Source organism: Stenotrophomonas sp. Sm2128, from assembly GCF_030985535.1.
Classification (GTDB): domain Bacteria; phylum Pseudomonadota; class Gammaproteobacteria; order Xanthomonadales; family Xanthomonadaceae; genus Stenotrophomonas; species Stenotrophomonas maltophilia.
The window spans coordinates 1-25,236 of the sequence record NZ_JAPTFQ010000072.1 but is presented as its reverse complement, the minus strand read 5'-3'; the positions used below and the strand labels follow the sequence as shown (position 1 = coordinate 25,236).

At 67.6% G+C, this 25,236-nt stretch carries 21 protein-coding genes; 7 read left to right on the top strand and 14 right to left on the bottom strand.

The window, feature by feature from the left end; translation table 11 throughout:
* Positions 1-175: 175 nt before the first annotated feature.
* Positions 176-742, bottom strand: coding sequence for an N-acetylmuramoyl-L-alanine amidase (locus O0K41_RS17750; protein ID WP_149500891.1), 567 nt, complete (start codon positions 740-742; stop codon positions 176-178).
* A 72-nt stretch (positions 743-814) separates the two neighbouring features.
* Between O0K41_RS17750 and O0K41_RS17745 the strand changes: the two genes are divergently transcribed.
* Positions 815-1,342: an alpha/beta hydrolase gene (locus O0K41_RS17745; RefSeq protein ID WP_024958728.1), complete on the top strand. Its 528-nt coding sequence runs from the start codon at positions 815-817 to the stop codon at positions 1,340-1,342.
* Positions 1,343-1,487: 145 nt separating this feature from the next.
* Entirely contained in the window at positions 1,488-3,626 is a 2,139-nt protein-coding gene (rlmKL, locus tag O0K41_RS17740; RefSeq protein ID WP_164223081.1) for a bifunctional 23S rRNA (guanine(2069)-N(7))-methyltransferase RlmK/23S rRNA (guanine(2445)-N(2))-methyltransferase RlmL, read from the top strand.
* Between the two features lie 120 nt (positions 3,627-3,746).
* Here rlmKL and O0K41_RS17735 read toward each other — a convergent pair whose 3' ends face one another.
* The 6 genes from O0K41_RS17735 to O0K41_RS17710 all read right to left on the bottom strand — a co-directional run bounded on the left by O0K41_RS17735 (position 3,747) and on the right by O0K41_RS17710 (position 9,877).
* Positions 3,747-4,076, bottom strand: a complete 330-nt coding sequence (locus O0K41_RS17735; RefSeq protein WP_049451318.1) for a DUF3325 domain-containing protein — start codon at positions 4,074-4,076, stop codon at positions 3,747-3,749.
* Positions 4,073-5,710 (bottom strand): PepSY-associated TM helix domain-containing protein, encoded by a 1,638-nt coding sequence (locus O0K41_RS17730; protein WP_149500892.1) that lies wholly within the window; start codon positions 5,708-5,710, stop codon positions 4,073-4,075. Before O0K41_RS17730 ends, O0K41_RS17735 begins: the two co-directional genes overlap by 4 nt.
* Positions 5,707-6,021: a DUF3649 domain-containing protein gene (locus O0K41_RS17725; protein WP_123958380.1), complete on the bottom strand. Its 315-nt coding sequence runs from the start codon at positions 6,019-6,021 to the stop codon at positions 5,707-5,709. Before O0K41_RS17725 ends, O0K41_RS17730 begins: the two co-directional genes overlap by 4 nt.
* 243 nt (positions 6,022-6,264) lie before the next feature.
* The gene (locus O0K41_RS17720; protein ID WP_123958381.1) at positions 6,265-7,551 is read right to left on the bottom strand and encodes a DUF445 family protein; all 1,287 of its coding nucleotides are present in this window, start codon (positions 7,549-7,551) and stop codon (positions 6,265-6,267) included.
* Positions 7,552-7,582: 31 nt separating this feature from the next.
* Positions 7,583-8,461, bottom strand: coding sequence for a hypothetical protein (locus O0K41_RS17715; protein ID WP_062607534.1), 879 nt, complete (start codon positions 8,459-8,461; stop codon positions 7,583-7,585).
* Between the two features lie 63 nt (positions 8,462-8,524).
* Positions 8,525-9,877 carry an aspartate aminotransferase family protein gene (locus tag O0K41_RS17710; protein WP_308304544.1) on the bottom strand — a complete coding sequence of 451 codons (1,353 nt, stop codon included), beginning with the start codon at positions 9,875-9,877 and terminating at the stop codon, positions 8,525-8,527.
* A gap of 103 nt (positions 9,878-9,980) precedes the next feature.
* Between O0K41_RS17710 and O0K41_RS17705 the strand changes: the two genes are divergently transcribed.
* On the top strand, positions 9,981-11,477 hold the full coding sequence (locus O0K41_RS17705; protein WP_164223084.1) for an aldehyde dehydrogenase: 1,497 nt from the start codon (positions 9,981-9,983) through the stop codon (positions 11,475-11,477).
* A gap of 115 nt (positions 11,478-11,592) precedes the next feature.
* Here the strand turns inward: O0K41_RS17705 and O0K41_RS17700 are convergent, their stop codons facing one another.
* A complete protein-coding gene (locus O0K41_RS17700) occupies positions 11,593-12,234 on the bottom strand; it encodes a hypothetical protein (protein ID WP_049451323.1) in 642 nt (213 codons plus the stop codon).
* Positions 12,235-12,390: 156 nt separating this feature from the next.
* On the opposite strand from O0K41_RS17700, the gene O0K41_RS17695 reads away from it, so the two are divergent.
* Positions 12,391-13,683: an MFS transporter gene (locus O0K41_RS17695; RefSeq protein ID WP_174842179.1), complete on the top strand. Its 1,293-nt coding sequence runs from the start codon at positions 12,391-12,393 to the stop codon at positions 13,681-13,683.
* On the opposite strand, the gene O0K41_RS17690 is transcribed toward O0K41_RS17695, so the two are convergent.
* The 5 genes from O0K41_RS17690 to O0K41_RS17670 all read right to left on the bottom strand — a co-directional run bounded on the left by O0K41_RS17690 (position 13,664) and on the right by O0K41_RS17670 (position 20,335).
* The gene (locus O0K41_RS17690) at positions 13,664-14,125 is read right to left on the bottom strand and encodes a bacteriohemerythrin (RefSeq protein ID WP_004151683.1); all 462 of its coding nucleotides are present in this window, start codon (positions 14,123-14,125) and stop codon (positions 13,664-13,666) included. The genes O0K41_RS17695 and O0K41_RS17690 overlap by 20 nt on opposite strands.
* An 85-nt stretch (positions 14,126-14,210) precedes the next feature.
* Positions 14,211-15,554: a diguanylate cyclase gene (locus O0K41_RS17685; protein ID WP_088436324.1), complete on the bottom strand. Its 1,344-nt coding sequence runs from the start codon at positions 15,552-15,554 to the stop codon at positions 14,211-14,213.
* Between the two features lie 96 nt (positions 15,555-15,650).
* A complete protein-coding gene (locus O0K41_RS17680) occupies positions 15,651-17,204 on the bottom strand; it encodes an MASE1 domain-containing protein (protein ID WP_088436325.1) in 1,554 nt (517 codons plus the stop codon).
* A 198-nt stretch (positions 17,205-17,402) separates the two neighbouring features.
* A complete protein-coding gene (locus O0K41_RS17675) occupies positions 17,403-19,007 on the bottom strand; it encodes an MASE1 domain-containing protein (protein WP_164223087.1) in 1,605 nt (534 codons plus the stop codon).
* A 50-nt stretch (positions 19,008-19,057) separates the two neighbouring features.
* Entirely contained in the window at positions 19,058-20,335 is a 1,278-nt protein-coding gene (locus O0K41_RS17670; RefSeq protein WP_164223090.1) for an FAD-binding oxidoreductase, read from the bottom strand.
* 161 nt (positions 20,336-20,496) lie between these two features.
* Between O0K41_RS17670 and O0K41_RS17665 the strand changes: the two genes are divergently transcribed.
* The 3 genes from O0K41_RS17665 to O0K41_RS17655 all read left to right on the top strand — a co-directional run bounded on the left by O0K41_RS17665 (position 20,497) and on the right by O0K41_RS17655 (position 23,853).
* A complete protein-coding gene (locus O0K41_RS17665) occupies positions 20,497-21,258 on the top strand; it encodes a gamma-glutamyl-gamma-aminobutyrate hydrolase family protein (protein WP_033834726.1) in 762 nt (253 codons plus the stop codon).
* On the top strand, positions 21,255-22,652 hold the full coding sequence (locus tag O0K41_RS17660) for a glutamine synthetase family protein (RefSeq protein WP_049402723.1): 1,398 nt from the start codon (positions 21,255-21,257) through the stop codon (positions 22,650-22,652). The genes O0K41_RS17665 and O0K41_RS17660 overlap by 4 nt, the downstream gene beginning before the upstream one ends.
* Positions 22,653-22,743: 91 nt before the next feature.
* Positions 22,744-23,853: a polyamine ABC transporter substrate-binding protein gene (locus O0K41_RS17655; protein WP_005408819.1), complete on the top strand. Its 1,110-nt coding sequence runs from the start codon at positions 22,744-22,746 to the stop codon at positions 23,851-23,853.
* 38 nt (positions 23,854-23,891) lie between these two features.
* Here the strand turns inward: O0K41_RS17655 and O0K41_RS17650 are convergent.
* Positions 23,892-25,236: NAD(P)-binding domain-containing protein (locus tag O0K41_RS17650; RefSeq protein ID WP_204338654.1), on the bottom strand; the 1,345-nt coding region annotated here is incomplete at its 5' end.

The window sequence follows — 25,236 nt, the reverse complement described above, 5'->3', positions numbered from 1 at the left end:
CACTGCTTCGCAAGCGCCCGAACGCACAGCCGCCAGCGGCTGGGCCGGGCCCCGGAGGGGGACTTGCAGCGTCCCCCGCAACCGGACCCACCCCGCCATCCCCCGGAATGCCAGCTCTTGATGTTGACGTTGACGTTGACGTTGCTTCTGCGGGTGCAGGGCGCAGCCCTGCCGCTTACCCAACCGGCTGCAGCGGCACCTTCGCCAGCACCCGCGCCCACGGGAACAACGGCCCCGGATCACGTTTGCGCGCCACCATCAGCGTCGGATCATCGCTGGCCGGCACCTGCTCCCGATCCAGCTGGTCATGCCCGGCAATCCGTTGCAGCGACGGATAGCGTGCCACCAGCGCCAGCAGCAGCCGCTCCAGCGCTTCCAGCTGCGCCTCGGTGTAGGCCTCGCCCATCGCCTGGTGACGGCTGTCGAACCAGTGCGGGTAGCGCCCGGTATTGACCAGCTCGATGCCCAGCGTATGCGCGTTCATGCCGCGCACGTGGTGGGCCACCCGTTCCGGTGCCACGTACTGCACCACGCTGCCATCGCGGTCGATGTAGAAATGCCCGCTGTTGCCGGCACCACTGTCGTACAGCACACGCTCGCCGTACTCGCGGGCCGTCGCCAGGTCGGGCAGCTCGGTGCAGTGGATCACCACCATCTCCAGCGTGGCCGGGTCGCGCAGTGGCAGGCGGTCTTCGTAGGGCAGGGGCTGCAGCTGCAGGCCGGGCAGGAGCGGGTTGGGCATCCGGCGATGCTAGCATTGCGGCATGAACCTGCCTTCCCTTTCCTTGTCGGCCCGTTCGTGCGGAGCGCACGCATGAGCCGCGGCCACTGCATCCTGTCCCACGGCTTCGAGAGCGGCCCGGAGGCGACCAAGGTCACCGCGCTGGCCGAGGTGGCACAGCGCCTGGGCTGGACCCACGAGCGCCCCGACTACACCGACCTGGACGCGATGAGCGAGGTCAGCCGGGTGGGCGACGTGCCGACCCGCCTGCGCCGCCTGGTCGAGCGCGCCGCCATCGCTGCCCGGCAGGGGCCGGTGGTGCTGGCCGGCTCCAGCCTGGGCGCCTACATCTCCGCCATCGCCTCGCTGCAGGTGCCGGTGGCCGGCCTGTTCCTGATGGTGCCGCCCACCACCATGGGCCCAATGCCGGCGCTGGATGCCGCCGCCGTGCCGACCACCGTGGTGCAGGCCTGGCATGACGATGTGGTCCCGGCCGCCGGGGTCATCGCCTGGGCGCAGGCGCGTTCGGCGCAGCTGCTGCTGGTCGACGACGGCCACCGCCTGGAACGCCACGTGGAGGCCTCCGCGCAGGCCTTCGAGCGCCTGTTGCGGCAACTGTGAAGCCCGGGCGCACGGCGCGCCCGCCCGCATTGACTACAATGGCAGCCCCGCCGCCCCTGGCGCGGGCCTGCCGGCCGTGCCTACGGCCCTCCTTTCCGACCGGCCCGGCCCCTGTGCCGCGCCCGACCACCTGCGAACCGATCCCGTGAAATTCTTCGTCTCCTGCGCCAAGGGCCTGGAATACCTGCTTGCCGATGAACTGTCGGCCCTGGGCCTTGGCAAGGCCACTGCCACCATTGCCGGCGTCAACGCCGAGGGCGAACTGGAGCAGGCGCTGCGGATCGTGATGTGGTCGCGCCTGGCCAGCCGCGTGCTGTGGCCGATCGACGAGTTCGAGTGCCCGGACGAGCAGGCCCTGTATGACGGCGTGCGTGCGCTGCCGTGGCACGAGCACATCAAGCCGGAGATGACCCTGGCGGTGGACGCACACGTGTCCGGCGACAAGATCACCCATGCCCGCTTCGCCGCGCAGCGGATCAAGGACGCCATCGTCGATCGCATGCGCGATGAAGGCCTGGAGCGTCCCTCGGTCAACACCGACCTGCCTGATGTGCGCGTCAACCTGTCGCTGCGCAAGGGCCGCGCCTCGCTGTCGATCGACCTCGGCGGTGGCCCGCTGCACCGCCGTGGCTGGCGCGGTGCTGCCCACGAGGCACCGCTGAAGGAGAACCTGGCCGCCGCGCTGCTGCTGCGCGCGCAGTGGCCGCGCCTGCACGCCGCCGGTGGCGGCCTGCTGGACCCGATGTGCGGCAGCGGCACGCTGCTGATCGAAGGCGCGCTGATGGCCGCCGACGTCGCCCCGGGCCTGATGCGCCACGGCAGCCTGCCGCCGAGCCGTTGGCTGGGCTTCGACAAGTCGGCCTGGAAGACTATCCAGAGCGAAGCGCGCGATCGCGAGGCCGCCGGCCTGGCCGCGCTGAAGCCGGTCATCCACGGCAGCGACATCGACCCGACCGCGATCCAGGCGGCACGCGAGAATGCCGAGGTCGCGGGCGTCGCCCACGCGATCCGTTTCACCCGTGCCGATGTGGCCGACCTGGCCGCGCCCGAACAGGAGATCGGTGCGGTGGTCTGCAACCCGCCCTACGACGAGCGCCTGGCTGCGGATCCGGCGCTGTACCGCGCATTGGGCAATGCCCTGCAGAAGGCGGTGCCGCAGTGGCGCGCCAGCCTGCTGTGCGGCAACGACGAACTGGCCTTCGCCACCGGCCTGCGCGCGGGCAAGAAGTACCAGATGTTCAATGGTGCGCTGGAATGTGCGCTGATCGTCTGCGACCCGATCGCCGTGCCGGGCCGTGATCCGGCACAGCCACGCGAGCTGAGCGAAGGCGCGCAGATGGTGGCCAACCGCCTGCGCAAGAACCTGAAGAAGTTCAAGAGCTGGCGTGCCCGCGAAGACATCACCTGCTTCCGCGCCTATGACGCTGACCTGCCGGAGTACGCGGCCGCCATCGACGTGTACGAGGAAGACGGCGGCAAGCGCCGTACCTTCCTGCACGTGCAGGAATACGCCGCACCGGCCGCGATTCCGGAGAACGACGTGCGCCGCCGCCGCAACGAGCTGCTGGCTGCCGCGCGCGAAGTGTTCGGCGTGTCGCCGGAACAGGTCTCGATGAAGTCGCGCGAGCGCGGCAAGGGCGGCAGCAAGTACGGCCGCTTCGAGCAGCGAGATGAATTCATCGTGGTGCGCGAGAACAACGCACTGCTGCAGGTGAACCTGTTCGACTACCTCGATACCGGCCTGTTCCTCGACCATCGCCCGCTGCGCCGGATGATGGCCGAGCAGGTGCGTGGCAAGCGTTTCCTCAACCTGTTCTGCTACACCGGCGTGGCCAGCGTGCAGGCCGCCGTGGCTGGTGCCGCCAGCACCACCAGCGTCGACCTGTCGGCCACTTACCTGCAGTGGTGCTACGACAACCTGGCGTTGAACGGGCAGGGCGGCAACCAGCACCTTCTGGTGCAGGCCGATGCGATGGCCTGGCTGGAAGGTGACCGTGGCCAGTACGACGTGATCTTCTGTGACCCGCCGACCTTCTCCAACTCCGCACGCGCCGATGACTTCGACGTGCAGCGCGAACAGCTGAAGCTGCTGCGTGCGGCGGTGGCGCGGCTGGCCCCGGGGGGCGTGCTGTACTTCTCGAACAACTTCCGCCGCTTCAAGCTGGAAGAAAACGCCATTGCCGAATTTGCCCAGTGCCGCGAGATCACCGCGCGCACCATCGGCCCGGACTTCGAACGCAACGCGCGCATCCATCGCGCGTGGGAGCTGAAGCGGTTGGGGTAACACGACGCCCGGGGTCGGATCCCCTGCGCGAAGCGCAGGGGCTCTGACCCCATCTGGATCTACGTACCAGGGGTCAGAGCCCTTGCGCTTCGCGAAAGGGATCCGACCCCGGTGGCCCGGTTACAGCAACGCCACCAGTAGCCCGGCCACGGGCAGCGCGACCGCCAGCGGTGCGATCCATTTCGGTCGGTACGGATACAACCCGAACGACAGCGCCACGCCGCCTACAGTCATCGTGCCCAGCCACAGCACCGGGCCGATCGCCCAGCCGTGGTCGGCCACGCACAGTGCGAACGCTACCGCCAGCAGTGCCCAGCCCAGTACCCGCCACTGCGTGCGCCGTGCCGGGGGGGCTGCAGCCTTGCCGTGCAGATCGTGCTGGTGCTTTTCCATCGCCAGCGACAGCGCAGTAAACGCAGAGAACGACAGGGTCAGCGCCAGCAGCATCATGCGCTGGCCTCCGCTTCGGCCGCTTCTGCAGTGTTCACCGATGCCTTCGGCGCAGCCGCAGCGGCCGCACGCTTCTTCTTCTCGGCCGCACTCAGCGGTGGCGTCCAGCGCTGCATGCGCCAGCCGCACAACGCCAGCATCGCACCGAAGGCGATCATCGACAGATCGACGCCAGCCAACACCCAGTCACCACTGCGCAGGGTGATGCCCAGATGCGCGTGCGTGGTCAGGGCATTGACCACCGGCACCAGTGCGAACGCGGCTGCGCCCAGGTACAGCTGCCACGCCCACATCATCCGCTTGGGCCAGATGAAGGCGGCCAGCAGGGCCGCGCCCCAGGCATAGAAGAACACGTTGGCTTCCGCACTCGCGCGCTCGGCGATGTCCAGTGGCAGCAGGCGGTTGCCCCAGAAGTAGGCGGCAAAGGCAATCGGCAGGCCGGCCACGGTGCCGATGTTCAGCGCATCGACCAGGCGCAGGCCGAAGCCGGTGCGGCCGCTCTTGGCATGCTTCGGGCGTTCCTTCACCGCCCACAGCACCACACCGCTGGCGACCATCAGGCAGCCGACCAGGCCGGACAGGAAGAACAGTGCACGCAGGCCCCAGTCGGCGAAGCGGGCCAGGTGCAGGCCATACAGCACGCCACGGGTCGCGGTAGCTCCGCCCGACGGTGGCGTCTCTTCCAGCAGCGCACCGCTGACCATGTCGTAGCGCACGGCCGGGGTGTCGGTGGACAGGCGCTTGCCGTCGCGCTGGCGGATGTCGATCACCGCATTGGCCGCACCCGGGTTGGACACGGTGAAGCCGGCCACTTCCACGCCGTGCCAATGCGCGCGTGCGCTGTCCAGCAGCTGTGCGATCGGCAGCGGGGTCGCGCGGCCTTCGGCCGGTGCGGTCACCTCCGGCATGCCACCGAAGGCCTCGAAGAAGAACTGGTCCTCGTCCTGTGGGTAGGCGACTTTCACGCCCCAGGGCAGGTACATGACCATCAGGGTGACGATGCCGGTGTAGGTGATCATCGCGTGGTAGGGCAGGGCCATCACTGCGCTGACGTTGTGGAAATCGAGCCAGGAGCGCAGGCCCTTGTCCTTGCGGAAGGTGAAGAAGTCCTTGAAGATTTTCTTGTGGGTGATGACGCCGGTGATGATCGCCACCAGCATGAACATCGCGCAGAAGCCAACCAGGTAGCGCGCCCACAGCACCGGGATGTAGTGCAGGTCGAAGTGCAGGCGGTAGAAGAAGTCGCCGCCGCGGGTCTCGCGCGCCTTCAATGCCTGTCCGGTGTTGGGATCAAGCGTGGCATCGCCGAAGCCACCGCGGCGGCCACGGCTGGGGTCGGCCAGTTCCGGCGGCAACCGCCAGAACATCTGCATGGCCGGGTTGCGCGGCTGCGGCAAGGTGACGAACCAGTTCTCGGCCTGCGCGGCGTTGGCCTGCAGGTAGTCCACCGCGCGTTGCGCGGCGACGTCGATGCTGACGTTGCTGGACGGCAGTTCCGGGCGCATCCAGCGGCTGATTTCCTCGCGGTAGTAGCTGGCCGTGCCGGCCATGAAAATCAGCAGCAGCAACCAGCCGACCAGCAGCCCGGTCCAGGTGTGCAGCCAAGCCATTGACTGGCGGAACCCGTTCTTCATGCCCAGGCCCCCAGCATGCGCGCGATGGCCGCCATCAGCAGGGTGGGAGCGAGAATGCCGACCCACGCACGCAGCGCGCTGCGGGTGGCGAAGGCCCACAGCGCTGCGCAGGCGGCCACCAGAATCGCCAGCAGCATGCCGGTCAGCACGGCCTGGCCGCGCGCACCGGGCAGGGCCACCGCGCAGAACACGCTGGTCACCGAGGCCAGCGCGTAGCCGCCGAAGATTGCAGCCAACGAGCGTGACAGCACGCCCCAGCGCGGGTTGGAGAAGTAGGTGCGGGGGCTGGCGGTTGCGGGCGAGCGGTCCACGGAGGTCCTGCAGGTTGGAGAAGGGATGGAACGCGTCCGCGGCCCCTTGCGCCCTGCGCATGTTGCCCAGCGTGTCCCACCGACGAGGCACGGCCCGCGCGGACGGGCGGCCCAGAGGTCGGGGATGTACACGGGCGATGGGCACGTCTCCGTACCCTTTGGCTAAGCGCACAACCGATCAGTAAATGATAGGCATTCGCATTTTATGAATCAAGCGTGACGATCCTGATGGCGCAGCTGGGCCTAGAACCTGAACACCACGGTCGCCGCGTGCAGCAGCAGGCCGATCAGGCCACCCACCAGGGTGCCGTTGAAGCGGATGAACTGCAGGTCGCGACCCACGCTCAGTTCCAGCTGCTCGACCAGGTGACGTTCGTCCCAGCTCTTCACGGTCTGCGCGATATGCGTGGTCACGCCCTCGCGCAGGCGGCCGGTCAGGCGCTGGGCGCCCTCCAGCAGATGCTGGTTCAGCGCATCGCGCAGGGCCGGGTCGGCCTGCAGGCTGCTACCCAGCGAGGCCAGGCTGCGCTGCACGTGGCCGACCAGCGCCGAATCCTCACGCTGCAGATCGGCGCGCAGGCTGGCATGGATGCGCGCCCACAGCCCCTGCACGTAGTCCTGCAAGGCCGGGTGGTCGATCATTTCCTGCTTGAGCTGTTCGATGCGTTCGGCCAGGGCCGGGTCCTCGCGCAGGCGCTGCACGTAGTTCTGCAGCCAGCTCTCGTAATCCTGGCGCAGCGGATGCTGCGGCTCGGCCAGCACCTGCTGCAGTTCTTCCAGCACCGCCCGCGCCAGGCGCTCGGCCAGGCTGTCACCGATCTCGTCAATCGGCTTGACCCAGTTCACCGTGCTCGAGAGCGTCGGCCATTCGCGCTGGATGTAACGCACGATCAGCTGCGAGGCGCGTTCTTTCACCTCGGGCTGCTCGAGCCAGCGGCCCAGCCGCTGCAGGCCTTCGTCCAGCACGCGTTGATGGCGACCATCGGCGGTCAGCAGGGCCAGCAGCTCACCGGCAGTGGCAGCGGCATTCCACTGCCGCAACTGCTGCACAACGAAGCCGTGCAGCTGCCGGCGCACGGCGGTTTCGTCGAAGAAATCCAGTGCCTGCAGCGCCCAGCCGCGGGCCATGTCGGCCAGCATGCGCGAGCGTGCCGGGTCGGCCAGCCAGCTGCCGAGGCGGCTGGCCGGATCGAACACCTGCAGCTTGGCCAGCAGCACGCCCGGCTCCAGGAACTGGTCGCGCACGAACAGCGCAAGGCTGTCGCCGATGCGTTCCTTGCTGCGCGGGATGATCGCGGTGTGCGGGATCGGCAGGCCCATCGGCCGCCGGAACAGCGCGACCACGGCGAACCAATCGGCCAGTGCGCCCACGGCTGCGGCCTCGCAGAACGCCGAAACCCAGGCCCAGATGCCGCGCTCGCCCTGCCAGTGGCTGACCGCGAAACCGGCCAGCATCAACAGCAGCAGGCCCAGCGCGAGGGCTTTCAGGCGCCGCAGCTGAGCGCGGCGCGGGTCGTTGGCAGACGTCATGCCGGAAGTCTAACCGGCACTACCCCTTGGTTCAGAGCGCTTCCAGTTGCTTGCGCAGCGCGGCCAGTTGCGCGCGCAGGGTGTCGTTCTCGCGGGTCAGCGCGACCACCCGACGGCGCAGCGCTGGTGCGTCCTCGCCCAGCTGCTCCAGCGCCGACAGCACCTCGGCATCGCGGCTGGCGATCTCGTCCTCATCTGCCTCCTCGAAATCCATCTCGGCTGCTTCCGGCTTCGGCGCACGCGGCTTGCGCTTGGACTCGCGCACGCGCTTGGCGGCCTGCTTCAGCTCGTCCTTGCCACCGGCGGCGGCGGCGCGCTGCTCTTCTTCCGGCAGGTCAGCCACGGCGGCGGCGGCGCTGATCGAGATCACGCCGGCCTTGACCGCTTCCACCACCTCGGCCGCGGCCTGGGCGTGGATGCGCTCGATCATGCCAACCTGGCTGGTGCTCAGCTTGGCTTCGCGGGCCAGCTCGGCGCGGCTGATCTTCGGCGCCGGCTCCCACGGCGGGCTGTCTTCACCGGCCTCATCGGTGGCGTCGGCAGTGCCATCGCTCTCGCGCTGCAGCTGCGCCTGCTCGATCTGCTTGCGGGCGGCCAGGATGTCGCGCTTGCGCAGCGCCAGCACGCCGCGCTGGAAGTCGGACACGCTGCGACGGCCCAGGTGCTGCTCGATCATCCACAGGTGCACGTCTTCCATGCTCTGGAAGCGGGTGTTCTGTACGGTGTTGAAGGGCAGGCCATGCTTCTGGCAGATGCCGAAGCGGTTGTGGCCGTCGACCAGTACGTTGCCCCACAGGACCAGCGCGTCACGACAGCCCTCGGCCAGGATGCTGCGCTCCAGCGCGTCATGTTCGTCCGCAGTCAGCGGGTCGATATAGGCCTTGAGTTCTTCTTTGACGACGATATCCATGGGCACGGCAGCGAGCAGGAGCGGAACCGCCCATTGTACCCGCTCGCCGCCGCCGGCCAGGGCTCAGGCAGTGGCCCGGATCATCTCGCCCAGCGTGCCGGTGATCTGGTCGATCTGCGCCTTGTCCACGATCAGCGGGGGCGACAGCGCGATGATGTCACCGGTACAGCGCACCAGCAGCCCGCCGTCGTGGAAGCAGCGCCGATAGACCTCGTAGCCCCGGCTGCCCGGCGCATCGCGGCGAGGCGCCAGCTCGACCGCGCCGACCAGGCCGAAGTTGCGGATGTCGATCACGTTGGGGAGGCCCTGCAGCGCATGCAGCCGTTCCTGCCAGTACTCGCCCAGCTCGATGGCGCGCTCGAAAAGGCGCTCCTCGGCGTAGACCTCCAGCGTGGCCAGTGCGGCCGCGCAGGCCAGCGGATGCCCCGAACAGGTATAGCCATGGAACAGCTCGATGGCCTGTGGCGGTGCCTGCATCAGGGTTGCATGCACCGCGTCGCTGGCCAGCACGCCGCCCAGCGGCACTGCGCCGTTGCTGACCGCCTTGGCGAAGGTCAGCAGGTCGGGGGTGACCCCGAAGCGCTGTGCGGCGAATGGCATGCCGACCCTGCCGAAACCGGTGATGACCTCATCGAACACCAGCAGGATGCCGTGGTGGTCGCACAGCTCGCGCAGGCGCTGCAGGTAGCCCGGCGCCGGCAGAATCACCCCGGCGGAACCGGCAATGGGTTCGACGAAGACCGCCGCGATGGTTGAGGCATCATGCAGTGCGATCAGTCGTTCCAGGTCATCGGCCAGCTCGGCGCCCTGGCGCGGCAGGCCTTTGCTGAACGCATTGCGCTGCAGGTCCAGGGTGTGGCGCAGGTAGTCCACGCCGCCCAGCTGCAGGCCGAACGCCCTGCGGTTGTTGGGCAAGCCGCCCAGCGCCATGCCGCCGAAGCCCACGCCGTGGTAGGCCTTCTCGCGGCTGATGAAACGCGTGCGCTGGCCCTCGCCACGCTGGCGGTGGTAGGCCAGCACGATCTTCATCGCGGTATCCACCGCCTCCGAGCCGGAGCTGGTGAAGAACACATGGTTCAGTGGCGTCGGCGCCAATGCGGCCAGTCGCTGCGCCAGCGCGAAGGCCGGCGGTGAGCCCATCTGGAAGGCCGGCGAGTAGTCGAGCGTGCGTGCCTGCTCGACGATGGCCTCGACGATGCGTGGGCGGGCATGGCCCGCGTTGCAGCACCAGAGGCCGGCGGTGCCATCGAGGATCTGGCGGCCGTCGACATCCTCGTAGTGCATGCCCTCGGCACGCACCAGCAAACGCGGCGCGGCCTTGAACTGGCGGTTGGCGGTGAACGGCATCCAGTACGCCTCCAATGACTCCGGGCGTTGGGTAGCCAGATCGTGCTGGTCGCTCGCGGAACGCTTCATGCCAGCTCCATCGGGTCCGATGGGGGAAATGTAGCGCAGCCACGTCACGGCGGAGTCGCGGCCGCGCCGGTATAACCGGGGAAACTGTTCCGAGGAGCCCGACATGGCCGACTTTCCCGACCGCAGCCACTGGCAGGTGCTGGCCCAGCAGCTTTCGATACCCGCACAGGCCTTCATTGATGGTCGTTACACCGACGCTGCCAGCGGCGCGCGCTTCGACTGCATCAGCCCGATTGATGGGCGCGTGCTGGGGGTGGTCGCCGACTGCGATGCAGAGGACGTGGAGCGCGCAGTGCGGTCGGCGCGGCGTGCCTTCGATGCGGGCCACTGGTCAGAGGCCAGCCCGGCCCATCGCAAGCGGGTGTTGCTGGCCTTGGCGGCATTGGTGGAAAAGCACGCTGATGAGTTGGCCCTGCTGGAAACCCTGGACATGGGCAAGCCGGTGCGCGACGCACGCCGTATCGACCTGCCCGGCGTGGTGCGCTGCCTGCGCTGGACCGCCGAAGCGGTGGACAAGCTGTACGGCGAAGTCGCACCGACTGGCCCACACGAGCTGGGCCTGGTCACGCGCGAGCCAGCCGGCGTGGTCGCAGCGATCGTGCCATGGAACTTTCCGTTGCTGATGGCCTGCTGGAAGATCGCGCCTGCGCTGGCCATGGGCAATTCGGTGGTGCTCAAGCCTTCCGAGCGGTCGCCCTTGAGTGCGTTGCGATTGACCGCGCTGGCCGCTGAGGCGGGCCTGCCGGACGGCGTGCTGAACGTATTGCCAGGCCACGGTACGCGCGTCGGTGAACCGTTGGCGCTGCACATGGATGTGGACGTGCTGGCCTTCACCGGTTCCACCGCCACCGGCGCGAAGCTGCTGGGGCATGCGGGACGGTCCAACCTCAAGCGGGTCTGGCTGGAATGCGGTGGCAAAAGCCCGCACCTGGTGTTCGCCGACGCACCGGACCTGGACGCAGCGGCCAAGGCCGTGGCGCAGGGCATCTTCTTCAACCAGGGCGAAGTCTGCACCGCCGGCTCGCGGCTGCTGGTGCAGCGCTCGATCCGTGAGGACTTCGTGCACCAGGTGATTGCCTACGGCCAGCATATGCAGCCGCAGCATCCACTGGAGGCCGATGCACCGATGGGCGCGCTGGTCGATGCCGAGCACGTGGACAAGGTGCTGGCCGATATCGCACGGGCCGAAGGCGAGGGCGCCCGCCTGCTGCTCGGCGGCCATCGGGCCGAGGTGGAGGCCGGCGGCTGCTATGTGCAGCCCACGGTGTTCGACCAGGTGCGTCCGGACCACGCGTTGGCACGCGAGGAGGTGTTCGGCCCGGTGCTGGCGGTACTTGGTTTCGAGGATGAAGCGGAGGCAGTGCGCGTGGCCAATGACAGCCGCTATGGGTTGGCGGCGGGCCTGTGGACACGCGACCTCGGCCGCGCCCATCGTGTCGCACGCCAGCTGCGCGCCGGCAGCGTGTGGGTGAACGGCTGGGATGGTGGCGACATGACCGCACCGTTCGGTGGCTACAAGCAGTCCGGCAATGGGCGCGACAAGTCACTGCATGCGTTCGACAAGTACAGCGAGATCAAGGCCACCTGGATCCAGCTGTAACGACGTGGCTGCTTGACCGCTGTTCGTTCTTTGTAGCGTCGAGCCCTGCTCGACTGCTTCTCGCGAAGAGCAGTCGAGCCTTGCTCGACTCTACAGAAAGCAGACAGCCGTCGAGCTACCGGCAGCGGGCACTCACCTGCAGCACTGCCGCACGCAGCATGTCGCGGTCGGCTTCTTCGACCGCGTTCTGGAAATAGTCCATGTCCTGTTTACCCAGTTCGCACGGGTCGACGATGTATCCCGGCGGCCAAAGCCCCAGCAGTTGCGCCACGCCATGCACGATCTGCTCGGGGCTCATCTGCCGACGGATCCGGAAGTAATTGCGGCGAGGCCCGAACGCAGGATGGACCTCGCGCCGACCGATCAGGCGCGGCGCCACGCCAGCTGCGCTGATGCCGTCACCACCGTCGATGCTGCCCGCAGGCAGGCTCAGGATCAGTGGCGCCACTGCAGCCACGTTCCCCGGGGCAGGCAGGGCGCTCTCTGCCTGTGCAACCGGAGCAGGGCGGGGCATCATCGATGCGGCCGGACGCGTCATCTTTGCGGAGGGCAAGGCGGGCTGTTGAGGTACCGGCGCCGGCGGTTCCGGTGGCAGCCAATGCAGCGAGATCCGCGGGCCCTCACCGCTGCGCAGTTCGATCCGGCCGCTGTCCAGCAGCCACAGAGCGAGCCCGCCATGCACCAGCAGTACCACCAGCCACGCCGCCATCCGCGGCAGCTTCGGCGAATCGGAGCATGACAACGCAACTGCAGCCATGGGCAAGGCATCCATGCAGGGACCGGTGGCGCAGCCTAGCCGGCGGCCGGAAAAATTCCGTTGGCATCGGTGTCGGCTGAAACCATCGTCCCGTGCGGCCATCGGCCCGTGGCAGAATCGGGCGATCCGCCGTTACCCGTGTTGCCGATGTCGACGATCACTGCTGCCGCGCCGCCCGTGAATTCCCCCCGTCGTGTCCTGCTGGCCAGCCTGATCGGCACCACCATCGAATTCTTCGATTTCTATATCTACGCCACGGCCGCCGTGCTGGTGTTCCCGCACCTGTTCTTTCCGGACAGCAGTGAGCAGGCGGCCCTGCTGCAGTCACTGGCGACCTTCGCGGTGGCGTTCATCGCGCGTCCGGTCGGCTCGGCGGTGTTCGGCCATTTCGGCGACCGCATCGGTCGCAAGGCCACCCTCGTCGCCGCGCTGCTGACCATGGGCCTGTCCACGGTGCTGATCGGCCTGCTGCCGACCCATGCACAGATCGGGCTGTGGGCGCCGGCGCTGCTGGCGCTGTGCCGTTTCGGCCAGGGCCTGGGGTTGGGCGGCGAGTGGGGTGGGGCGGTGCTGCTGGCCACCGAGAATGCGCCGCCGGGCAAGCGCGCCTGGTACGGCATGTTCCCGCAGCTGGGCGCACCGCTCGGCTTCCTGCTGTCGGCCGGCATCTTCCTCGTGCTCGGCCGCTGCCTGAGCCAGAACGACTTCCTGCAGTGGGGCTGGCGCATTCCGTTCGTGGCCAGCGCACTGCTGGTCGGCCTTGGCCTGTGGGTGCGCCTGAACATCCACGAGACGCCGGACTTCAAGAAGGCGCTGGAGCGCAAGGCGCCGGTGCGGTTGCCGATGTGGACGGTACTGCGTGACCACCCGGTACCGATGCTGCTCGGCACGCTGGGCGCCTTCGCCACCTTCGTGCTGTTCTACCTGATGACGGTGTTCAGCCTTGGTCATGGCACCGCGGTGCTGGGCTACAGCCGCGAGCAGTTCCTGCTGATGCAGATGGCCGGCATGCTGTTCTTCGCGCTGGGCATCCCGCTGTCGGCGCGCTATGGCGACCGTTGGGGCACGCGGCGCACGATGATTGTCGCCAGCGTACTGATCGTCGGCTTCGGCGTACTGTTCGCACCGTTGTTCCAGCCGCACAGCCCGTGGCTGGTCACCGCCTTCCTGTGCCTGGGCCTGTTCCTGATGGGGCTGACCTACGGCCCCTGCGGCACCTTCCTGGCCGAGATCTACCCGGTGGAAGTGCGCTACACCGGTGCTTCGCTGTCATTCAACCTGGCCGGCATCCTTGGTGCGGCACCGGCGCCGTACCTGGCCACCTGGCTGGCCGAGCGCTTCGGCCTGGTTGCGGTGGGTTATTACCTGTGCCTGACCGCGGTGGCCACCCTGTGCGCGCTGGTGGCACTGCACCGGCGCGCGCTGCGGCTCAACCAAAGAAGCGCTTGAGCGTGCGACCCAGCCAGCCGCCGCCCTGGTGTTCGCGGGCGAACTGGTTCAGGTGCGCCTTGACCTGTTCGGCATAGGCCTGGTCGTCGCCACGGATGTGGTTGAACAGCCAGCGCGAGAGCATGGTGCGCAGCTCGTCACTGATGTCTTCGCCGGCCTGGAAGCGCATGCGGTACTCCGAGACACGCTTGATGAAGACCTCATGCACGCGTTTGTGCGCGGCACAGAACGGGTAGCCCGCTTCCTCCATCAGCTCTTCCTCGAACGCGAAGTGCGACATGGTGTAGTCCACCACCTCGTCGATCACTTCACCCACTGCGGCACGCTGCATGCTGGCCTGGGCCACGTGCAGGTGGTTGAGCATTTCGATGATGCGGCGGTGTTGTTGGTCGATCACATCGATGCCGATGTTCAGATCGTCCTGCCAGACCAGTAGTGCCATCCCCGGCTCCCCTTCATGCGTATGTCGGGGCCGACTGTAGAGCCGCCCGGCGCGGGCGGCGTTGATCTGGATCAAAGCGTACCGGTCAGGGCAGCGCCGGCTCGCGTGGGCGCAGCGGGCTGGCGACCGTGGTGCAGCTGACCCGGTTGCGGCCACCGGCCTTGGCCAGGTACAGCTGGCGGTCGGCTTCGGAGATCAGCCGGTGCAGTGCATCGCGCTGCGGGCGCAGGCAGCACAGCCCGATGCTGACCGTCATGCGCAGCGTGGCGGTGCCGATGTCCACCTCCAGCGCGGCGATGCGCTGGCGCAGCTCCTCGAAGTACAGCAGCGCCTCGTCCTGCTCCATGTCCGGCACCAGCAGGCAGAATTCCTCGCCGCCGAAGCGCGCGATCAGGTCGTGGCTGCGTGCATGCGTGGCCACCGCGCCGGCCACCGCGCGAAGCGCATCGTCGCCGGCTTCGTGGCCATGGGTGTCATTGATGTGCTTGAAGTGGTCGATGTCGATCATCGCCACCGCCACGCACTGGCCGTGCAGCTGCAGCTGCGGCAGCTGGCGCTGGCTCTGCTCCAGGAAGCAGCGGCGGTTGGGCAGGCCGGTGAGGAAATCGCGGGTGGCCAGGTCCTGCAGGGTGCCGATCAGCTCCAGTTGGTCCACATTCTGCGAGACCCGGCAGAAGAATTCCTCGCGCGAGAACGGCTTGCGCAGGAAATCGTTGGCGCCGTTCTTCAGGAAGCGCGGAATCAACGATGCATCGGTATTGCCGGAGATGCCGATCACCGCCACCTTGTCGCGCGAGCGCAGGGTGCGCAGGCGGCGGGTGAACTCCACGCCCTGCATGCCCGGCATTTCCTGGTCGACCACGGCGAGGCGGATCGCCGGATACGCCTCGATCGCGGCCAGGCCTTCGTTGCCATCGGCCGCTTCGTGCACCTCATGGCCGTACATGCGCAGCAAGGCTGCGGCGTAACCGCGCGCGGACGGTGAGTCGTCCACCACCAGCGCGGCGATGCGCCGGTTGCGCTCCAGTCGCTGCACCAGCCACACCAGGTAATCGATGCTGCCGGGAGTGTTCTTCAGCACGTAGTCGATGATCTGCTGCTGCAGCACGCGCTTGCGCAGGTCCTCGTCGTAGACGCCGCTGACCACCACGGTGGGCAGGTCGCGCTTGAGGAAGAACTCGACCACCGCGTCGCGGTCGCCATCGGCCAGGACCAGCCCGGTCAGTACCAGGAACCAGCCGCCACCTTCGCTCAGCAGGCGGTCGGCCTCGGCCAGGGTGGAGGCGATCACCACCGGCAGTTCCAGGCGCTGCTCGATGGCCTCGCGCAGCATGCCGGTGAAGGCGCGGGAGTTTTCGACCAGCAGGATCCGCTGCGGCAGCGGATCGGCCAGGTCGCCATCGACGGCGGCCTGCGGCAGGACGGGCATGATGCGGTGGCTCACGAGGGAGGGGCTCGGCACGGATAACGGCGGTTTCGAGTGTAACTTTAGCGGCGAACGTTGCGCGCCGGGCCAGATTCCGCGTCAGGCCGCCGCTGGCGACGCGTGGGTGATCGGTTCATGCAGGACCAGCCGCAGCCGATTGCCGCGGCAGTGGACCGTTCCGCCGTAGGCAAGCATCCGTCCGGCCAGGCGCTCGACGGCCTGTTGGGTGGTACGCGTGGAAAGCGGGCGACCACGGTCGAGCAGGCTCACCACGGCAACAATGCCGCGATGCTTGCCTGCCCGACCGCTTCGGGCGCGCACGCAGACCTGCCCGGTTTCCAGTTCCAGCAGAAGTGAAACCGCCTCGATCAGCGAGCGATAGATGGCCAGTTGCAGATCCACGGTCAGCAGGCAGGGATTGCCCGCCAGCCTGGGTGGAATGACGCGATGCGTGTTGTTCCAGATTTCGCATGCACCGCCGGCTTGCAGCGCGATGTAGAGCCCGACCTGCTCCAGTCCGGTGGGATAGACCAGGCTGGCCTGTTCGCGAAACAGCCGTGAATGTACCGACGACGCGTGCTGCAGGCTGTTTGCGACCGCATGGTGGCCTTGGGACTTCAGCCAGCTGACCATCTCGCTGAGCGAATTGTCCATGCCCTCGCCCAGGTGCTTCAGGTGGACGGCCCGTTCACGCAGCTCACGCTCGCTGGTCTGAAGCGAGCCGCGTGCCAGGCGCAGCGTGGTTGCCTCGGCCAGGCCGCGGGACCGGGCGCGCTGATGGTGATAGCTGATGCTGGAACCGAGTGCCAGCAGTGCGACACTCATCACCGCCATGTTCTGTTGGGTGGCGAACGTGCCCAGGTCGAACGAGGAAGGCAGGCCAGTGCTGGGCGTTGCGCCGTGCAGGGGGAGGTTCAACAACGGAATCGCGATGGCTGCGCCGCGCCACCCGTGCATGAAGGTCAGGGCGATGGCGGGCAGGGCGGCCAGCAGCACCATGTGTGTCCGCGTCGTGTGGGCGTCGGCGCGTGTCAATTGCATGCACAGGCCCAGCACCAGCATCACCAGGATCGCCGAGGCGGTAGGGGCGACGAAACGGTCTGTCCAACCGGGGTCGGCCTGCCGCTGCGACCAGAGGAATGCCAACGGTACCAGGGTGATGATGGCGGCGAAGTGGCCAAAGATCGTCCGGTCGACCGCGTCCAGCAGGTTGCTGGGTGGTGGGTTCGACCATAGGACATATGAAATGCCCAGGTTGAGGCCCGGCACGAACAACGCTGTGCAGAACGACAGCGACAGCAGCCACAGACCGGTGGCTGCTTCGGACGGCATTCTCATCCGATGCAGGTAGACCACCAGCATCGCCATCGGCATCAGCAGCGTCGAAGCCAGGATGACCCAATCCAGGCCATAGGTGTCGATCATGGGGATGCGCAGCGTTGCAAAGTACGCGTACTCGCCCAGCAGCAGGTAGGGCCACAGGCGGGTCGGGACGATCAGCAGTGCCGCTGCGCGGATGCCCGCCGGCAGGAAGAACTGATCCAGCGAGAGCTGACGCGAGCCGAGGCAGCTCAGTGCATAGACGGCCGCGAGTGCGATGCCGGCTGGCCGGATACGGAAGCTCAGTTCAACTGCCTTCTTGAATCGGTCCAAACCCGAGCCTCCCTTGCTCGTGACATGGCAGCGGCCGTGCGGGTTGCTTGAACGCGCCATGACGCGCCATTGGATGACAGTATCGATGGAAGCAGGGGGGCGCAATTGCACGCCGGCGCCAGATCCTGACGGGGTGGGTTCGGCGCCGACCAAAGATCACTTTCGCGCAATGATCTGCAGCTCCTTTCACCGGGATAGTCAGATCGCGGCCCGGGGGGCGCCAGCGTCCATGGAGCGTGTGCTTTCCCTCAAGGCTTCAGCAGCGCCTGCCTGGCGGGGAGCGTCCCGTGCTTCGGTCAACACCATCCTGAGCCTGTTGCCACTCAGGTCCATGTAGCCAGCGTGTGCGAGCACTCGGCCCAGCAGCTGCTCGTTTGCCAGCGCCTTTGCACGGCTTCCCAGTGATGCGTGGCGGTCCAGAAGAGCCACGCAGATGAAGGCACCACGCTTCCGGAAGGAGCTTCCGCAGCGGATACTGACCGAGATCTGTCCACACTCGCACTTCAATAGAAGCGAGACCGCATCGACCACGAGTCGATAGGCAGCAAGCTGCAGGCCGACCCCGAGTGCGCAGGGGTCACCCTTCAACCTCGGCTGGCCGATGCGATGCGTAGCATTCCATGCCTCGCGCACCCCGCCAGCCTGCAACGCCACGTACAGGCCCAGCTGTTCCAGGGCGGCGGGATAGATCATGCTGGCCTGGGCCCGGAACAGGCGCGAATGCACCTCCGAGGTATGCCGCAGGCTGTCGGCCACGGCGTGATGACCCTGCGCATGCAGCCAGTTCACCATTTCGTTCAGCGACAGGTCCATGCCATCGCCCAGCTGGCGCAGATGGGCCGCGCGCTCACGCAGGTCCATCTCGCTGGCCAGGTGTGAGTTCCGCGCAAGCTGCAGGGCCGCTCTGCCATCTTCCTCGCGCAGCCGGTGCTGGTTCTGGAAGTGGGTGATGCGAGCGCCCAGCAACAGCAGGGCGATGCTGGCGATGGCCATGGCCTGCTGGGTAGCGAAGGTAGCCGGGTCGAATGCCGTCGGATGGTCGGCGGGGGTGCTGAGGCCAAGAATCATGTTAACGGCGGCGACACCGATGGCCGCACCGCGCCATCCCAGCAGGCAGGTCAGGGCGATCGCGGGAATAGGCAGGATCAACAGCAGCTGCAGCGAGCCGGGGGCCGTGATCGAGGCCGGTACCGGCGTCGCCTGCAGGCCAATGACCAGCATGGCGCCGAGTGCTGCGACCGTGGCCGCGACAGACCCGGTTGTCCATTTTTCCTCGGCGCGGCGGATCCACAGCAATGCCAGGGGTGCCAGGATCAGGATGCCGGTGAAGTCGCCCAGCGCATAGCGCAATACGTTGGTGATGAATGACGCGTTCTGCAACGGCTCCCAGAGCAGGTACGAGATTCCCAGGTTGAGCAGACTGATGACCGTCGCGGCGCATACCGCAATGGAGATCACGCCGACGATCGTGGTGCGTGCCAGCAGCTTCCGGTGCAGGCGCACGATCAGCATCACGGCAGGCATCAGGAACACCGAGGCCAGGATTACCCAGGTCAGGTTGTATTTGCTGATCAGGGGGATGCGCAGATGCGCGAAGTAGGCGTATTCACCCATCAGCAGGTAGGGCCAAAGACGGGGCGGGCACAGCAACAGCGCGGCCACCCGCACGCCGGCAGGCAGGAAGAACTGGTCCAGTGACAGCTTGCGCGCACTCCAGCAGGCGAGGGCATAGAGCAGCGCCAGCGCCAGCCCTTCGGGGCTGACCCGTATCCTCACCAGCAGGCCGTCTTTCCACCACTGCATCCACGTGCTCCCCAGCTCCTGCGCCGATTATGTGGCTGGGGAGGGCCCCGCTACCACAACGCATCCCGCAGCTTGTACCACGACATCGCCGCCACCAGCAGGGGCGTGCGCAGCAGCCGGCCGCCGGGGAAGGGCGCATGCCGCAGGCGCTGGAACACGTCCAGACGCTCGCTCTGGCCGGCGATGGCGGCGGCGATCACCTCGCCGGCCAGTCCGGCGGCGGCCACCCCATGGCCGGAGAATCCCTGCGCGAAGTACAGGTTGCCGTCCAGCCGGCCCCAGTGCGGGGCGCGGTTGCGGGTGATGTCCACGTAGCCACCCCAGACCTGGTCCAGCACCACGTCGGCCAGCTGCGGGAAGACGTCGTGCATGCGTCGCTGCATCACCCCGCGCAGGCCGGGCGGGGGTAGTGCCGAGTAGCTGGCGCGGCCGCCGAACAGCAGGCGGTGGTCGTGGCTGAGGCGGAAGTAGTCCAGTGCCCAGGCGGTGTCGGCCACGGCCATGTTGTTGCCGATCAGGGCGCGGGCACGTTCTGCGCCCAGTGGCTCACTGGCACCGATATAGGTGCCCACCGGCATGATCCGCCGTTCCAGCTCGGGCAGCAGGCCCTGCAGCCAGGCATTGCCGGCCACCACCAGATGCATGGCGCGCACGCTGCCCTGGGCAGTGTGCAGGCTCGGCCGTGGCCCGCGCTGGATGCGCACGACGGGCGAATCCTCGTGGATGACCACACCTGCCGCGCGCGCTGCATCGGCCAGACCACGTGCATACGCCAGCGGGTGCAGGTGTGCGCTGAGCGGGTCGAACATCGCGGCGCGGTAGCGCGGGCTGTCCAGCTGCGCGCGCAGAGCGTCACGGCCCCACCACTGCATGGGGTAGTCGTAGTGGCGTTGCAGGTGCTCGCAGTTGGCGTGCAGGTCACGCTCGTGGCGTTCACGGATGGCCACGCTGGCGTGGCCTTCAACCCAATGGCAGTCGATGCGGTGGCGATCGATGCGCGTGCGCATCGCCTGCACCGCGTCGCGCGACCAGTCGAACAGGTGGCGTGCATCATCACGACCCAGCTGACGCTCCAGTTCGTCCACCTCGCAGCCGTAGCCGACCAGCGCCTGGCCACCATTGCGGCCGGACGCGCCCCAACCGATCCGCTGCGCCTCCAGCACCACCACGCGCTGGCCACGTGAGGCCAGTTCCAGGGCCGCGGTCAGGCCGGTGTAGCCCGCACCAAGCACGGCGACATCGGCCTGAACCTCGCCCCGCAGCTGGGGCAGCGCGGGTGGTTCGGGCAGGCTGGCGGCATACCAGCTGGGCGGGAACGCGGCACTCACCGCAGGCCTCGCGGGCGCAGTGCGGTGGAGGAGAGCGGGGGAGGACGATCAGCATTCACCCGAGTAGTTTCGCCGATGCGTGACAGCCATGGTGTGACGGCGACGACTTGCCGCCTTCGCCGGACGGCGGGTAACGTGTCGGCACGCCAAGGAGTTTTCCCATGCGCCGCCTGCCCTGGGTGGGCCTGCCCACCGACAGCACCGTGCTCGGCCATCACCGTTTCGCGGTAGCCGGCGAGAAGTACGTGCGCGCGCTGGCCGAGGCCGCCGAGGTGACCCCGGTACTGTTGCCGAGCGTGCAGCCGCCGCTGCCGGCCGGCGACTGGCTGCAGGGGCTCGATGGCCTGCTGTTGACCGGTGCGGTCAGCAACATCGAACCGCAGCATTACGACGGCGGTCGCAGCTGGCCGGGCAATCCGCATGACCCGGCCCGTGACGCCAACGCGTTCGCGCTGCTGCACGAGGCGCTGGCGCTGGACCTGCCGGTGCTGGCGATCTGCCGCGGCCTGCAGGAGCTGAACGTTGCGCTGGGTGGCACGTTGCATCCGCAGGTGCACGCGGCGCCCGGTCTTTCGGATCATCGTGAAGACCCGAAGGCGCCGGTTGATGTGCAGTACGGGCCGGCCCATGCGGTCGCCCTGGCGGCGGATGGCTGGCTGGCGCAGTGGCAAGGCGGTGACCGCGCACAGGTCAATTCGGTTCACGGGCAGGGCATCGACCGACTGGCACACGGGCTGCAGGTCGAGGCCAGGGCCGATGATGGACTGGTCGAGGCAGCGCGCAGCCCACGCCATCGTTTCGTGCTCGGCGTACAGTGGCACCCGGAGTGGCGTGTCATGGACTCGCCGTTCTATCACGCTATTTTCCGTGCGTTCGGCCAAGCTTGCCGGCAGCACCAACAGAACCGACTGGATTCCCGATGAGTTCCCGAACGCGCCCGCGCAAGACGGCTACGCCCCCCGCACCGCAGGAAAGCAGCCTGCTGCGCTGGCTGAAGGAGCGGCGCATCACCGAGGTCGAATGCCTGGTCCCGGACATCACCGGCAACGCGCGCGGCAAGATCATTCCCGCCGACAAGTTCTCGCATGATTACGGTACGCGGCTGCCCGAAGGTATTTTCGCCACCACCGTCACCGGCGAGTTCCCTGATGACTACTACGAGCTGACCTCGCCGTCGGACTCGGACATGATGCTGCGTCCCGATCCGGACACGGTGCGCATGGTGCCGTGGGCGGCCGACGCCACCGCGCAGGTCATCCACGACTGTTACACCAAGAACGGTGAGCCGCACGAGCTGGCGCCACGCAACGTGCTGCGCCGCGTGCTGGCGGCCTACGCCGAGCTGGGCCTGCGGCCGGTGGTGGCGCCGGAGCTTGAGTTCTTCCTGGTGCAGAAGAACACCGACCCGGACTTCCCGCTGCTGCCACCGGCCGGCCGCTCCGGGCGCCCGGAAACCGCGCGGCAGTCGTACTCGATCGATGCGGTCAACGAATTCGACCCGATCCTCGACCTGATGTACGACTACGCCGATGCGATGAAGCTGGATGTGGACACGCTGATCCACGAATCCGGTGCGGCGCAGCTGGAGGTCAACTTCACCCATGCCGATGCGATGGACCTGGCCGACCAGGTGTTCCTGTTCAAGCGCACCATGCGCGAGGCGGCGATGCGCCACGGCGTGTATGCCACCTTCCTGGCCAAGCCGATGGAGAACGAGCCGGGCAGTGCCATGCACATCCACCAGAGCCTGGTGCGGGTGAGCGACGGCAGCAATGTGTTCGCTGGCGATACCGATACCGAAGGCGAGTTCAGCCCGGTGTTCGGCCACTATCTGGGCGGCCTGCAGAAGTACGCGCCGCAGGCGATGGCGTTCTTCGCGCCGAACGTGAATTCCTACCGCCGGCTGGTGTTCGGCGAAGTCTCGCCGAGCAACGTGCACTGGGGCTTCGACAACCGCACCTGTGGCCTGCGCGTGCCGCTGGACACGCCGGAAAACATGCGCGTGGAGAGCCGCTTCGCCGGTTCCGACGCCAACCCCTACCTGGCGATGGCGGCGACTCTGGCCTGCGGCCTGCTGGGCATCCGCGAGCGGTTGGCACCGGATGCGCCGGTGACCGGCAGCGCCAAGGAGCTGGGCTACAACCTGCCGCGCTCGCTGGGCGAAGCGCTGGATGGGCTGGAGCAGTGCAGCGAACTGCAGGCCCTGCTGGGCGAGCGCTTCTGCCGGGCCTACATCTCGGTGAAGCGCAAGGAATACGAGACCTTTTTCCGTGTCATCAGCTCGTGGGAGCGCGAGTTCCTGCTGCTGAACGTCTGAGCATCCGGAATAGAAAAATCCGCCGCCGGGGGGTAGGCTGGCACCCGTCGCCGGCCCCGCCGGCCCCCCTCCCCGCATTCTGGAGCACCCGATGAAGCTGCGTATCCTCACGCTCGGCCTGGCCTCCGCCATGCTCGCCGCCTGTGGCGGTGGCAATGGCGGCGCGCAGGACAGCCAGGTCCTGAACGTCTACAACTACAGCGATTACATCGCCGAGGACACCATCCCGACCTTCGAGAAGGAGAGCGGCATCAAGGTGACCTACGATGTGTTCGACAGCGATGAGATGGTCGAGACCAAGCTGCTGGCCGGCAACAGCGGCTACGACGTGGTGGTGCCGACCCTGAACTTCTTCGGTCGCCAGATCCAGGCCGGTGTGTTCCTGCCGCTGGACAAGAGCAAGATCCCGAACCTGGCCAATCTCGATCCGGCGGTGATGAAGCGCATCGCCACCCAGGACCCGGGCAACCAGTACGGCGTGCCGTACATGATCGGCACCACCGGCATCGGCTACAACGTGGAGATGCTGAAGCAGCGTTTCGGTGGCAGCACCGACATCGCCAACAGCTGGGACCTGGTGTTCAAGCCGGAGAACATCAGCAAGATGAAGGACTGCGGCGTGACCATCCTGGACACGCCGGCCGACATGATCCCGATCGCGCTGCATTACCTGGGCCTGGACCCGCACAGCGGTGACCCGGCCGAGCTGCAGAAGGCGGCCGACCTGCTGAAGTCGATCCGACCGTACGTGCAGAATTTCCACTCCTCGCAGTACGTGGGTTCGCTGGCCAATGGCGGCACCTGCCTGGTGGTCGGCTGGTCGGGTGACATCATCCAGGCCCGCGACCGCGCCGAGGAAGCCAGCAATGGCGTGCACGTGGCCTATTCGATCCCGAAGGAAGGCGCCCCGCAGTGGTTCGACATGCTGGCGATCCCGAAGGACGCCAAGCATCCGGAGGCCGCTTACGCCTTCATCAATTACCTGCTGCAGCCGAAGGTTGCCGCGGCCAACACCAACTTCATCCACTACGCCAACCCGGTGCCGACCGCGACCCCGCTGGTGGATGAGGCGATCCGTACCGACCCGACCATCTACCCGCCGGCCGACGTGGCCGCGAAGATGTTCACGTACTCGATCAACACGCCGGAAACCGACAAGCTCTACACCCGGCTGTGGACCGAGGTGAAGACCGGCCGTTGAGCCGGCCTGGTGCCGCCGGGTCATGCCCGGCGGCTGCCTTACCCTGGGTCGATGCCGGTACTCCCGCTTCGGCCCAGGTGCCGCAGGATGGCAGGCAGCAGGTCGCGTGCATCGCGACCGCCGTTGCACAGGAACGATGAACTCATCCGCTGCAGGTTGTGCATGCCGATGAAGAACAGCCCCGGTTGCGGTGAAACACCGAAGTCGCCGAGCGGGTAGCCACGTGAATCCAGCGCGCCCGGTACGTCGAGCCAGGGCCATTCGGCGACGAAGCCGGTGGCCAGCACCACCGAGCGGATGCCTTCCGCCTGCAGATCCAGTTCGCGCGGGGATGCGTCCGGTTCCCAGTGCAGATAGACCTCCTCCGGAATGTAGCGGGCATCGTCGGTGCGTGGCTCGGGACGCGTGGCGTAGTACGCGCTGGCCAGCGAATCAAGATAGGCGTACTCGGCCTGCGTGGCCTCGATCGCGGTACGCAGCTGCGGGCGCACATCGGCGAAGCGGGCGGCGTTTCCATCGAAGCCCTGCAACCGGCCCAGCAGCCTGATGCCCGCGCGGTGCATCGCCAGCAGGCTGATCGAGCTGCCCAGGCCACCGTTTCCCTTGCCGGAAATAAGTGGGAACTCTGCGGTGCGGGCCTTGCGCAGTGCATCCGGTTCCCCGGCAAGTACGCCCGCCGCTTCACTCACATGCTGGTGGATGCGCCCGGCCATGTCCCACCAGGTCATCGAGTCCTTGCCGCGCAGCCGGCGGGTATGCGAATGCCGCTGGGCCAGTGACCAGTGCACGCTGCGACCGCTGTCGCGCAGGTCCTGGGCGATCTGCGCGCCGGACTGCCCACCCCCGATGACCAGCACGGCGCCATCGGGTAGCTGACGGGCACTGCGGTAGTCGCCCGAGTGCAGCACGGTCAGGCCTGGCGCGGGCGCGAACGGGACCCGGGGCATCCGTGCGCGGCGGTATTCACCGGTGGCGACCACCACTGCGCGGGCATGGATCAGCCCCTGGCTGCTGTGGATGGCGTAGCCACCGGGCCCAGGCCCAACCCGATGCACCCCGCATCCCTCGTTGATCGGCAGGGAACGCTCGTGGGCATAGTCGCGGAGGTGCCGGATCACCTCCGGGGCGCCCATGAAGCCATCCGGGTCATCGCCGGAATAGGCATGACCATGCAGGGCCATCGTCGCGTTGGCGGTGTTGGTCTGGAACGACTCCCAGCGCCGCTGCCAGCTGGCGCCCACGGTTTCGGCCTCCAGCACGCGATGCTCGACGCCGTTCTCCTGCAGGAGCGCGCTGAGCGACAGCCCGGCCTGGCCGGCGCCGATGATGACCAGCGGCAGCCTTGCAGGCAGGGAGCCGGGCAGGCGGGGCGGGAAAGGGGAG